12 protein-coding genes are annotated in these 12,517 nt (G+C 57.4%); all 12 read left to right on the top strand.

Annotated elements, in window-relative coordinates; all coding sequences use genetic code 11:
• Positions 1-174: 174 nt before the first annotated feature.
• The 12 genes from ACEPPP_RS02165 (at position 175) to ftsH (ending at position 12,406) form a co-directional block, all read left to right on the top strand.
• Entirely contained in the window at positions 175-750 is a 576-nt protein-coding gene (locus ACEPPP_RS02165; RefSeq protein ID WP_374089422.1) for a TerD family protein, read from the top strand.
• 38 nt (positions 751-788) lie between these two features.
• On the top strand, positions 789-1,364 hold the full coding sequence (locus tag ACEPPP_RS02160) for a TerD family protein (protein WP_374089421.1): 576 nt from the start codon (positions 789-791) through the stop codon (positions 1,362-1,364).
• A 19-nt stretch (positions 1,365-1,383) separates the two neighbouring features.
• The gene (locus ACEPPP_RS02155; protein WP_374089420.1) at positions 1,384-2,643 is read left to right on the top strand and encodes a VWA domain-containing protein; all 1,260 of its coding nucleotides are present in this window, start codon (positions 1,384-1,386) and stop codon (positions 2,641-2,643) included.
• Between the two features lie 56 nt (positions 2,644-2,699).
• Positions 2,700-3,293, top strand: coding sequence for a TerD family protein (locus ACEPPP_RS02150; protein WP_374089419.1), 594 nt, complete (start codon positions 2,700-2,702; stop codon positions 3,291-3,293).
• Between the two features lie 6 nt (positions 3,294-3,299).
• A complete protein-coding gene (locus ACEPPP_RS02145) occupies positions 3,300-4,331 on the top strand; it encodes an ATP-grasp domain-containing protein (protein ID WP_374089418.1) in 1,032 nt (343 codons plus the stop codon).
• Positions 4,332-4,450: 119 nt separating this feature from the next.
• On the top strand, positions 4,451-5,641 hold the full coding sequence (locus tag ACEPPP_RS02140) for a phosphoribosyltransferase domain-containing protein (protein ID WP_374089417.1): 1,191 nt from the start codon (positions 4,451-4,453) through the stop codon (positions 5,639-5,641).
• Positions 5,610-6,368, top strand: a complete 759-nt coding sequence (locus ACEPPP_RS02135) for a hydrolase (protein WP_374089416.1) — start codon at positions 5,610-5,612, stop codon at positions 6,366-6,368. Before ACEPPP_RS02140 ends, ACEPPP_RS02135 begins: the two co-directional genes overlap by 32 nt.
• A gap of 1 nt (position 6,369) precedes the next feature.
• A complete protein-coding gene (locus ACEPPP_RS02130) occupies positions 6,370-7,461 on the top strand; it encodes a cysteine protease StiP family protein (protein WP_374089415.1) in 1,092 nt (363 codons plus the stop codon).
• The gene (locus tag ACEPPP_RS02125) at positions 7,458-8,411 is read left to right on the top strand and encodes an HpcH/HpaI aldolase/citrate lyase family protein (RefSeq protein ID WP_374089414.1); all 954 of its coding nucleotides are present in this window, start codon (positions 7,458-7,460) and stop codon (positions 8,409-8,411) included. The genes ACEPPP_RS02130 and ACEPPP_RS02125 overlap by 4 nt, the downstream gene beginning before the upstream one ends.
• Positions 8,412-8,440: 29 nt before the next feature.
• Entirely contained in the window at positions 8,441-9,640 is a 1,200-nt protein-coding gene (locus ACEPPP_RS02120) for a TerD family protein (RefSeq protein ID WP_374089413.1), read from the top strand.
• A 63-nt stretch (positions 9,641-9,703) separates the two neighbouring features.
• Positions 9,704-10,159, top strand: a complete 456-nt coding sequence (locus ACEPPP_RS02115; protein ID WP_374089412.1) for a tellurite resistance TerB family protein — start codon at positions 9,704-9,706, stop codon at positions 10,157-10,159.
• Positions 10,160-10,495: 336 nt separating this feature from the next.
• Positions 10,496-12,406 carry an ATP-dependent zinc metalloprotease FtsH gene (ftsH, locus tag ACEPPP_RS02110; protein WP_374089411.1) on the top strand — a complete coding sequence of 637 codons (1,911 nt, stop codon included), beginning with the start codon at positions 10,496-10,498 and terminating at the stop codon, positions 12,404-12,406.
• Positions 12,407-12,517 lie beyond the last annotated feature (111 nt).

Raw genomic sequence — 12,517 nt, 5'->3', positions numbered from 1 at the left:
TAACTCATCCTCGTCTTTCCAGGCGGTTATTTCTAACCGCCTGATTTTCCTGTCAAACGGCGTTCGCCATTCATTAAGTTTTGTGAACTTCGCGAGTTTCTTCTATCCTATTACGGATTCATACTTCTAAAACACGCGACGATTCAATCCTACAACGCTTCGAGGAGGGTAACCATGGGAATTTCCCTGAGCAAGGGCGGTAATATCAGCCTGTCCAAGACTGATCCCACGCTAAAGAATGTGCTGGTCGGTCTCGGTTGGGACGTCAGGGCCACCGACGGCGCCGATTATGACCTGGATGCGAGCGCATTCATGGTCAAGGAAGACGGCAAGGTACGGTCCGACAGCGATTTCATTTTTTACAATCAAACCAAATCGACCTGCGGTTCGGTCGAGCATACCGGCGATAACCGCACCGGTGCGGGCGACGGCGACGATGAATCGATCGTCGTGTTGCTCGACAAGGTTCCCGCCGACATTCAACGCGTTGCCTTCACGGTCACGATACATGACGCCGAGGCGCGCAAGCAGAATTTCGGTCAGGTCGCCAGCGCCTATGTCCGCATCGTGAACAAGGACACGAATAATGAAGTCGCGCGTTACGACCTGAGCGAGGACGCTTCGATCGAGACCGCGATGATTTTCGGCGAGATTTATCGTCACGGCGGCGAATGGAAATTTCGCGCGGTCGGTCAGGGCTATGCCGGCGGCCTGGGCGCTCTGGCGCGGCAATACGGCATTAACGTTTAACGAACCCTATTTAAATCAACAAGAAGAGGAACATCACGATGGCGATTTCACTGAGCAAAGGCGGCAATGTCAATTTGAGTAAGGAAGCCCCGGGCTTGAACAAGATTCTGGTCGGACTGGGCTGGGATGCGCGCGCGACCGACGGTGCGGCATTCGACCTCGACGCCAGCGCTTTCCTGGTCAAGCTGGACGGCAAGGTCCGTTCGGACAACGATTTCTGCTTCTACAACAACAAATCGGTCGCCGATGGCGCGGTCGCGCATGCCGGCGACAATCTGACCGGCGCCGGCGAGGGCGACGACGAAGTGATCAAGGTCGAATTGAGCAAGATTCCGGCCGATCTGGACAAGGTCGTCTTCGCGGTCACGATCCATGATGCGGAAGCCCGCAAACAAAATTTCGGCCAGGTCAGCCGCGCCTATATCCGCATCGTGAACGAGGCAGGCGGCCAGGAAATCGCCCGTTACGACCTCAGCGAGGATGCCTCAATCGAAACCGCGATGATCTTCGGCGAAATCTACCGGGTCGGCGCGGACTGGAAATTCAAGGCGGTCGGCCAGGGCTATGCCGGCGGCCTCGGACCATTGGCCTCTTCCTTCGGCGTGAATGTCTAACACAGTCTAATTCGGCCGCATGGAAATCTCCAAGGGACAGCGGTTGCCGCTGTCCTCGCTTTTCGCCGGTGTCGGCGCTCCCCAGACCATTCAGATCGGACTGCAGATCAGCGGCTTGGACGCCTCACTCGATTTCGCCTGTTTCGGTCTGGATGCGCAGCAAAAGCTGGCCGACGACCGCTACATGATCTTCTTCAATCAGCCGAAAACGCCTTGCGGCGGTGTCGAGCTGGCGGTCCCTGCCGGCGATCAGGCGGGGTTTCTGTGTCGGCTCGACCGTTTGCCGGCTTCGATCGACCGTCTGGTATTTACCGCCGCCATCGACGGCAACGGCGCAATGAGGCAAATCCGCTCCGGCCATCTGCGCTTTTTGCAGGACGGCAAGGAGTCTGCGCTCTTTGACTTTACAGGTCAGGATTTTCAGGACGAAAAAGCCCTGATGCTCGGCGAGCTTTACCGGAAGGATGGCGCATGGCGCTTCTGCGCGACCGGTCAGGGCTTCAACGGCGGCCTGGCGGCATTGGTCAGGCATTTCGGCGGCGAGGTCGCGGAGGAGACTCCGGCACCGCCGCCCAGCGCCAAGCTGTCGCTCGAAAAGAAAATCGCGGCCCATGCACCGAAACTGGTCGATCTGGCCAAAAAAGCGGCCGTCTCGCTGGAAAAGCATCGCCTGCACGCAACGATAGCCCGGGTCGCCCTGGTGCTGGATGCCTCCGGTTCGATGAGCGGCCAGTACAGTAAAGGCCGCGTGCAGGAAGTGATCGAGCGGCTGTTGCCGCTGGCGGTGCATTTCGATGACGACGGCGAACTGGATGTCTGGGCGTTTTCGCGCCAAGCGCTGGCGTTGCCGCCCGCGACATTGGCCAATTATGCCGATTACATCAACGGCACCGAGCGCGGCTGGCGCCATTGGGGCCTGATGAGCATCAACAACGAGCCGGCCGTGATCGAAAAGGTGATTGGACATTACCGGGGCACGCCGTTGCCGGTTTTGGTGATCTTCGTCAGCGACGGCGGCGTCAGCCGAAACAAGGAAATCAAGCAATTGCTGACCGAGGCCGCATCGTTGCCGATTTTTTGGCAATTTGTCGGGATCGGCGGCCGACAATACGGCATCCTCGAAAAACTCGATACGATGGCCGGGCGCGTGGTCGACAATTGCGGCTTTTTTGCGCTGGACGACTTGCACAGTATCGACGAGCAAGCATTGTATGATCGTTTGCTCGGCGAGTTTCCCGAGTGGCTCGCGGCGGCCAAAAGTAAGGGCATCGTCCATTGATGCGCTAGAATCAACCAATCAATAACCAAGAATCTCTAAACACAGAGGGCAAAGCAATGGGTATCAGTTTACAGAAAGGCCAGAAAATCTCGCTGAACAAGGAAGCGGGTGGTGCGTTGAACAAGGTGATCATGGGCCTCGGCTGGGACGTGAAAAAAGCCGGCGGCGGCCTGTTGAAGGGCGTGTTCGGCGGTGGTGGCGCCGTCTCGATCGACCTGGACGCATCCTGTGTGCTGTTCGACGAACAAAAGAAGATCGTCGATACGGTCTGGTTCCGGCAATTGAAAAGCAAGGATGGCAGCGTCGTGCACACCGGCGACAACCGCACCGGCGCGGGTGATGGCGACGACGAACAGATCATCGTCGATTTGAACAAGGTGCCGGCCAATGTGAAGTCGCTGGTGTTCACGGTCAACTCCTTCACGAATCAGACATTCGATCAGGTCGAAAATGCCTATTGCCGCCTGGTCGATAGCGGCACGAACAAGGAAATCGCCCGCTATACGCTCAGCGGGCAAGGTTCGCATACCGCGCAGATCATGGCGAAGGTGTATCGTCATGAAGGCGAATGGAAGATGCACGCGATCGGCGAAAACGGCCATGGCCGCACGATCGACAGCCTGCTGCCGCAAATCACCGCGAATCTGTAAGGCTGCATGCGTATCTGGTTCAACAAGACCTTTTCGACGATCGGCGCGGTATTCAGGCAACTGAAGTCGGGCTATCCGAACGGCGAAGTCACGATCGTTTGCACGCATACGCATCGGACCGCGACCGCCTTTCTGGCGAGCGATGAGACCTATCTGGAACCTTCCGAACTGCATGGGTTGGACTATGTCGCTTGGTGCCTGGATTTTTGCCGCGCGCACCGAATCGATGTGTTTTGGCCGGGCAAGGAAGCGGCTTTAGCCAGCCAACATCGCGAGCAGTTCGCGTCTGCCGGCGTGAAGCTGATGGCGGCGGCCGATCACGATACGTTGGCATTGCTGAACAACAAGGCGCATTTTTATCAGGATCTTTCGAAGGACGTCGCGCTGGCGATGGACTTCATCGCGGTGAATACTGCCGAAGCCTTCGATCAGGCGGTCGAGACGCTGGCATCAAAACACAACCGTTTGTGCGTGAAGCCGGCCGTTTCGGTATACGGCCTGGGTTTTCGGATCCTGGACCCGGAGCGCGACAGCATCGTGCATTTGTTGAAAGGTGTCGAATACCAGATTCCTCTGCGGGAATTGCAGGGCGGCATGGCGAATACGCCGCACTTCGAGACGCTCTTGGTGATGGAGCATCTGGGCGGCCCCGAATGGAGCGTCGATTGCGCGGCCCGGCACGGCGAGTTGCTGTGCGCGGCGCAGCGCAAAAAATCGCCTTTGGCCGGTCATGGCCAGGCTATCGACAATCATCCCGACATCGCCGGTATGACCGAGCGCTTGATCCGGCATTACCGCTTGAACGGCTTGGTCAATATTCAATACAAGGAAGGCGAGTCGGGCCCGCGTCTGCTCGAGATCAACCCGCGCCCTTCCGGCGGTTTCGGCATGGCCTGTCTTGCCGGCGCGAATCTGGCGAAGATTGCGTTGGAAGCCTTCAACGGCGAAACGCCGGAGATTCCGCCGCTGCGTTACGGGCTGAAAGTCAGCGAAATCAATACGCCGGTGGTTTTGCTGGAGGAAGCCTCTGTCGTCTGACGGCTTGGCATCATCCGTTCGTAATATTTATGCGCTAGACTTACGGGGCGGCTTGGTCCGTCCCTCGCGTTAAAGCTACCTCAAATCGTTGCGCCATTCCTTGCATTGAACAACTCCCGATGACCGAAACCCTTTCCATTCCACTCGACACCGGCATTCTGCACCTCGACATCGATCCGGGTCGCGTGCCGCTCCGGCGTTTGCTCGGCTTCGCCTCGCGCATCGGCAGCAAGCGCAAGTTTCTCCTGGTCAGCAAGGTGCTCGGCAAGCATTATCCGGTCAGTCCGCTGCTGATGAGCTGGACCTACCGCGCGTTGGCGCGGCCGGTGCTGAAAAGCGGACTAGGGCAGGGCTCGCTCTGGATCGGCATGGCCGAAACCGCGACCGGCCTCGGCTACGGCGTCTTCGAGGCGGCCAGCCTTGAAGGCATGCAAAACGGATTGTTCGTGCAGACCACGCGCTATCATCTGGAAGGCGTACCGCGTCTCGAATTCGACGAGGCGCACAGCCATGCGACCGATTTTTTTGTGTATTATCCAAGCGGGGCGGAAGAGCGGAAGCTGTTTGCGAGCGCCGAAACCTTGGTGTTGATCGACGACGAGATCAGCACCGGACGCACGTTTTTGCGCTTGATTCAGGCGTATCAAACGGTCAATTCGGGGCTGCGGCAAGTGTTCATCGTTAGCCTGGTCAATTTTGCGAGTCCTGAAGACCGCGTAAAACTCGAGGCGCAGGCCGGAGTGCCGGTCAAATGGGTTGCGCTGCGCGCGGGCCGATTACGTTTCGAGGACGCCGGCGAGGCGGCCTTGCCGCAGGTGGCGGTCAATGCGATCGGCAACGGCCTCTGCAAGAAGCATTTGCTGGCCTGGCCCGGCCGATTGGGAATCAAGTCGCCGGTGACGCTGGCCGATGCGGACATGCTGGAGCTCCAGGAACTGCTGAATACGGCCGATTCGCGCCCGCTGCTGGCGCTCGGCAGCGGCGAATGCAATGCGCCGGCCTATTTGCTCGGCCGAGAACTCGAGCGCCGGGGGCACCGGGTCAAGGTGCAAAGCACGACCCGTTCGCCGATTCATCAGGGCAACGACATTGCTTCGGTCTGCCGTTTCGAAGACAATTACGAGGACGGCATCGACAATTTCCTCTACAACCTGAATACCGATGCCTACCAAGCGATCATCCTCTGTCACGAAACGCCGCTGAACGCGCCTCTTCAAGAACGCCTCGCAGCCTGGCGAGCGATCAGCGCCCGCATCGCGATCGATCCTGCAACCTTACATGCAAAACTACATTTTTTTAGACCTGGATGACACGCTGTTCCAGACCCTGCGCAAGTGCGAGCACGGTCCCAACGATCCGGCGCTGGAAGTCAGGGCATTTTTGCCCGACGGCACGCCGAATTCGTTTGCGACACGCAAGCAGCAATGGCTTTGGCAATGGTTTCAGAAAGACTTCAAGATCGTGCCGGTCACCGCGCGCGATGCCGGAGCCTTCGCGCGCGTGAATCTGCCGTTTCGGGAAGAAGTCGTGCTGAATCACGGCGCGGTGATCCTGGATAAAAATCGTCAATTCGACCCGCCGTGGATGGAGCGGATGCGGGATCTCTTGCCCGATTATTATCAAAAGCTGCTGGCGGTCTGGGAGGACGTGCAGGTTTTCGCGGGTCGGCACGAAGGCTACAAATTGCGTCTGGTCCGCGATTTCGAGATCGACTGGTTCGGCGTGGTGAAACATCAATCGGGCCTCGAGGCGCCGCTGAAGGCTTTGCTCGAAGACATCGTCAGACCGCATCCCTTCGTTCGGGACGGCAGTTTATACACGCATTTGAACGGCAATAATCTGGCGCTATTGCCGAAAATCATCAACAAGGAGGATGCGGTGCAGTATTTATTAGACCATTACCGGCAGCAACATCCCGAAATTCTGACTTTCGGCGCGGGCGACAGCCGGACCGATGCGCCGTTCCTGACGCTCTGCGATTATGCGCTGATTCCGAAAAATACGCAGTTGTTCAAGACGCTCGCGGCGGTGCAATGAGATGACGGCTCCGTTTACAGGCAGCTATTCAGCCAGCGATGTCGAATTTTTGCTGACGCCGATCGAGATCGAAGATACCCCGGTCGCGCTCAAGGAAGCGCTGATCCAGTCGGGGCAGAGGCATTATTCGGAAATGCTGTCGCACGAGTCGCTGCCCTCAGAGGCTTATCTGCAACTGTTTCACGATGCCATTGTCTTGAACGGCCGGCGCATGGCCGAGCATCTGTTGCTGCTGGCCAAACGGATCGATGCCTTGCGCCAGGACAGTATTACGCTGGTATCGCTCGCGCGCGCCGGCACGCCGGTCGGCGTGTTGCTGAAGCATGTGCTGAAACGCCATTTCGACCGCGAAGCCGCACATTATTCGATTTCTATCCTGCGCGACAGAGGCATCGATCAAAATGCGTTACGCACTATTTTGCGGCGCCATGCGCATAAGTCCCTGGTTTTCGTGGACGGCTGGACCGGCAAGGGCGTGATCGCCAGGCAGTTGGCTGCCAGTTTGGACGAGTTTGCCGCATCCGACGGCATCCGTATTCCGGCCGATCTGTTCGTGCTGACCGACCTGTCCGGGTCGGCGGCCGTCGCCGCATCAAACGAGGATTATCTGATCCCGTCCTGTGTGTTGAACTCTACCGTATCCGGGCTGATCAGCCGTTCGATCTGGCGGCAGAATATAGGCGATGCGGACGCTTTTCATGGCTGTGTGTACTATAAGGAATTCGAGCCACACGACTTATCGCAGTATTTTATCGAGGCGATGCTGAGTCAGGTTGAAGCGGTGTGTCGGGAGTCCGGCATTCGGGAGCCTGAAACGCCGCCCGATAGAGAGGCCTTGCAGGCCGCGTCGCTGGATTTTTTGCGGGGCGTTGCTGAACGCTATCGCTTGAGTCATTATAATTACATCAAACCCGGGATCGGCGAGGCGACTCGCGTCTTGCTGAGGCGCGAGGCCGGGCGCTTGCTGCTCAGAAACAGCGATTCGGAAGCAACCCGGCATTTGCTATGGCTGGCCGAATCGAAATCTATCCCGGTCGAAATATGCAAGGATTTGCCGTATCTCGCAGCGGCTTTAATCAAAGAGGTCAAATGAACCCCATGTTCCCAGTTTCCGATCAAAATCGGCCGTTTTCACCTTGGCAACTGGGGGCGCCGCTGTATATGCCCGCCCACCGGCTCGACCTCCGCGACATTGCGAATGGTGATAAACTGCCGCAGTTGCGGTCGATGATTTTTTGTACCGAAGATGCGGTATTGAAATTTGAGGTCGACAGCTGCATCCGCCATTTGGGCCTGTGCATGCAGGGCTTTCGAGAAACCCAAGGGCGCTTCCGCTTCATTCGCGCGCGCAATCCCGAGATTCTCTCGCGGCTGTTGGACTTGCCGCATATCGAGCGCATCGATGGCTTCGTGCTGCCGAAGTTCACGCTTGACAATTTTTCGGCCTACTTCGAGCAATTGCAGGGCACGCCTTTCAAGGTGATGCCGACGCTCGAAACCCGCGAAGTATTCGATACCGGGGCGATGCGCGAGCTTCGTCAGGTCTTGCAGCAGGACGAGGCCCGTCAGCGCATTTTGATGCTCCGAATCGGCGGCAACGATCTGATGAATCTGTTGGGCATTCGCAGGCCACGCAACATGACGGTCTACCAGACGCCGTTGGGGCATGTGATCGCGCAATTGGCCTTGCAGTTCAAGCCTTACGGTTTTGCGCTGTCCGCGCCGGTTTTCGAATATTTGGACGACTACGAGACCTTGCAGCAGGAGATACGCCAGGATTTGGCGCACGGGCTGGTCGGTAAGACCGCGATTCATCCGGATCAGGTGCCGGCGATCGAAAATGCCTATCGAGTCGAACGCTCGGATTACGACATGGCGGTGTCGATGCAAGACAGCGCCGTGCCGGCCGTGTTCAGAATGCACAATGCGATGTGCGAAGTCGCGACGCATGGGCAATGGAGCGATGACATCATCACCCGGCATGCCTGTTATGGCAAGCGGGAACTGGTGTCGTTGCCGGATTATAAAGAAGTTACCATCTAATCAAACGCGCAGCTTGGCGGGAGGGCTCAATGTATAATCGGATCGATTTGGTTGCCGGGCAAAACTGCCCGCTGCCGACGTCAGCCTTGCATGTGACCGTGATGACGGGACGCAAGATCTCGGGCCCCGACCTTGATGTGAGCGTTTTTTTGTTGAATGCGCAAAACAAGGTGTCCAGAGATGACGATTTCGTTTTTTACAATCAGCCGGTCCGCGCCGATCAGGGTGTCGAACTCGAACCCGAACACAACCGTCTGACTCTGCATCTGGACAGGACGCAGCCGGAGGTTACGAAAATTGCGCTGACGATCACGATCACCGACGGGCAGACGAAAGGCCAGAGTTTTGCGGAGATTCAGCAGGTGACCGTGCTGGTCAAGGATTTTCTGACCGGATTCGAAATCGCGGGCTTTGCACTTGACACGAGCAAAAATCAGGAAACCGCGCTGATCCTGGCCGAATTTTACCGGCATCAGGACAAGTGGAAGCTGCGCGCGGTCGGCCAGGGCTTCATCGGCGGCTTGCAGCCCTTGGCCGAGTTTTACGGCGTCGACGTCGGCGAAGGCGAATCGAGCCCTGCGCCGGCGCCGGTGCCTACGACGGAGCCTGCGCCGCCGCCGAAGCTCAATTTGAGCAAGATTACGCTCGAAAAACGCGGTCAGTCGATCTCGCTGGAGAAAAACCGGGACGGTCTCGGCGAAATCCTGGTCAATCTAAACTGGAACGCGACGCCGGTCAAATCGGCCGGCCTTTTCGGCCGGAAGGCGGAAGGCATCGACCTCGATTTGGCTTGTCTATGGGAATTTCAGGACGGCGCACGCGGCGCGGTGCAGGCCTTGGGCGGGCATTTCGGCAATCTGCGGCAGTTCCCTTTCATCGAACTCGATCAGGATGACCGCAGCGGCCGCTCGGTCGGCGGCGAAACGCTGCGCATCAACGGCAGCCAATGGCAGGAGTTCAGCCGGGTGCTGCTCTTTGCCTTCATTTATGAAGGCGTGCCGAACTGGTCGCACGTCGATGCGGTAATCACGATCAAGTGTAAAAATCAGCCCGATATCGAAGTGCGCCTCGACAGCCACCGCAACGATCAATTCATGTGCGCGATCGCGATGCTCGAAAACGAAAACGGTCAGTTGCGCATTACCAAACTGATCGATTATTTTTCCGGCCACCAACAAATGGACCAAGCCTATGGCTGGGGGCTGAATTATGTGGCGGGCAGTAAATAAGCGTGCGATGAAGCGCCTAGTCAGTCGATTTTAAATTAATGTCACCAACAAAGGAGTTAACCCATGAGTTTTGAAAGTTTCCTGAGTCAACTGAAAAGCAAGGCCAGTGAATTGAAAACCGAAGCGATGAAATTCAAGAACAAGGATTTTCTGAACGCGGCGATGGCCGGTTCCGCATTGATTGCGATGGCCGATGGCAGCATTACCGGCGAAGAAAAGCAAAAAATGATCAAATTCATCGAGAGCAACGATGCGCTGTCGGTGTTTACGACCAGCGACGTGATCAAGGCGTTTCAGGACTTTGTCGGCCAGATCGAATTCGACAAGGACATCGGCGAAGCCAAGGCTTATCAGGCCCTGGGCAAGATGAAATCGAACAGCGACGCCGCGCGCCTGTTGATGCGGATGATCATCGCGATCGCATCGTCCGACGGCAATTTCGATGCGAACGAGAAAAAAATCGCGGTCAAAATCGCCGGCGAACTGGGTGTGAACCCATCAGAATTTGAATTAGTCTAATTGTTGCATTATGATGAAAGTCAGCGGATATTTAATTTAAAGCGGATACGCGGCTTAAATTGAATCATTTGGCGTACTCCCTACAATAATAATCAACGTCACTTGTATCGCGGCCTGTTGGAAAACCTTTTCAGCAGTTGCCGCGAGGCAAAGGGATTTGCGTCCCGGTCATCACTGGATTATCGGGATAGGCGGCGGGAATTGGTGGTTCCGCCCCGAGTTCAACATTCCTCCAGGGACGGTTCTTGCCGGCAAGCATTCAGGCGAAATAAAGGTTTGGCTGCCGGTCAATCCCATGATTATTGCCCGGACGCATGCGGGCGCAGGAGACGTATCATGAAAACAAGTCTACTTCATCTGCTACTTTGGACAGCCTTGCTGATAGGTTGCCTGCTGGTTTTCAATCAGTTCAATTCCAGACCGTCGGCGCCAGAAGATACCATCGCCTATTCGGACTTTATCAACCAGGTCAAGGCGAAGCAGGTCGCGCGCGTCGAGATCATGGGTGACCATATCAAGATTCGCACCACTGAGGGTCAGGAATATGAGACTTACAATCCTGACGATCCGCACATGATCGACGATCTGTTGGCCGCCGGCGTGCATATCCGCACCGTCGCGCCGCCCAAACAATCGTTTCTGATGGAAATATTCGTGTCCTGGTTCCCGATGCTGCTGTTGATTGCGCTCTGGGTGGTCTATATGAAACGGATGCAGGGCGGAGGCGGCGGAACCGGCAGTTTCGGCAAAAGCAAGGCCAAACTGCTCGAAGAAGACAAGCGCACGATCCATTTTGCCGATGTGGCGGGCTGCGAGGAAGCGAAGGAAGAAGTGGTCGAACTGGTCGACTTCCTGTCCGATCCGCAAAAATTCCAGAAACTCGGCGGCCAGATTCCGCGCGGCATTCTGATGGTCGGGCCTCCGGGCACCGGTAAGACCCTGCTGGCCAGAGCGATCGCCGGCGAAGCGGGCGTCAAGTTCTTCACGATCTCCGGTTCCGACTTCGTCGAAATGTTCGTCGGCGTCGGCGCCTCGCGGGTGCGCGACATGTTCGCGCAGGCGAAGGAACATGCGCCTTGCATCATCTTCATCGACGAAATCGACGCGGTCGGCCGCCAACGCGGCGGTGCCGGTTTTTCGGGCGGCAACGAGGAGCGCGAGCAGACGCTGAACCAGCTCCTGGTCGAAATGGACGGCTTCAACGGCAACGAAGGGGTCATCGTGATCGCGGCGACCAACCGCGCCGACGTGCTCGATAAGGCGCTGTTGCGTCCCGGCCGCTTCGACCGTCAGGTCAACGTCGGTCTGCCGGACGTGAAGGGCCGCGAGCAAATTCTGAACGTGCACATCAAGAAGGTGCCGGCCGCGGCCGACGTCGAACTGAAATACATCGCGCGCGGCACGCCGGGCTTCTCGGGCGCGGATCTCGCCAATCTGATCAACGAGGCGGCGCTGTTCGCGGCGCGGGCGAACAAGCAGGAAGTCACGATGGCCGATCTGGAGAAGGCCAAGGACAAGATCCTGATGGGCGCCGAGCGGCATACGATGGTGATGACCGAAGAAGACAAGCGCCTGACCGCCTACCACGAAGCCGGGCACTGCATCGTCGGCCAGTTGTCGCCGGACCATGACACGGTCTATAAGGTCAGCATCATGCCGCGGGGACGTGCGCTTGGTGTCACGATGTTCCTGCCCGAACGCGACCAGTACAGCGCCAGCAAGCGCAAGCTCGAAAGCCAGATCGCCAGCCTGTTCGGCGGCCGCATCGCGGAACTGATGATCTACGGCGGCGACCGCGTTACCACCGGCGCCTCGAACGACATCGAACGGGCAACCGAACTGGCGCGCAACATGGTCAAGCGCTGGGGCTTTTCGGACAAGCTCGGGCCGCAGGTCTACGGCGAGGAAAGCGGTCAGCCGTTCATGGGCTATGCGTCGCCGGGTTCATCGTTTTCGAACGAAGTCGCGCATCTGATCGACGAGGAAATCCGCGTGCTGATCGACCGCAACTACCAACGCGCCGAAAAGCTGTTGCAGGACAACATCGAAATACTGCACAAGATGGCCGATGCGCTGATGAAATGGGAAACGATCGACAAAAATCAAATCGACGACTTGATGGCCGGACGCGATCCGCGTCCACCGATGGACGATAGCGATACTACCGGGCGAAGCAACTTGCAAAAGCCGGATATAGGCGATGGTAGAGGCGTCAATATCGGCAGTCCTGTGGGAGGACATATTTGATGTCGGTTAAGAGCTTGCCTCTTGGCGTTGCACTGAGGTAAGGTAAGTTATCTTAACCATTAAACAGGGGCGGCTGCGGTCGCCCCTGTCTGTTTTTTGACTCAAATTGAA

The organism is Methylomicrobium lacus, assembly GCF_041897535.1.
GTDB classification, from domain to species: Bacteria; Pseudomonadota; Gammaproteobacteria; order Methylococcales; family Methylomonadaceae; genus Methylomicrobium; species Methylomicrobium lacus_A.
The sequence above is the reverse complement of the archived record's forward strand: the minus strand, read 5'-3'. Positions and strand labels throughout refer to the sequence as shown.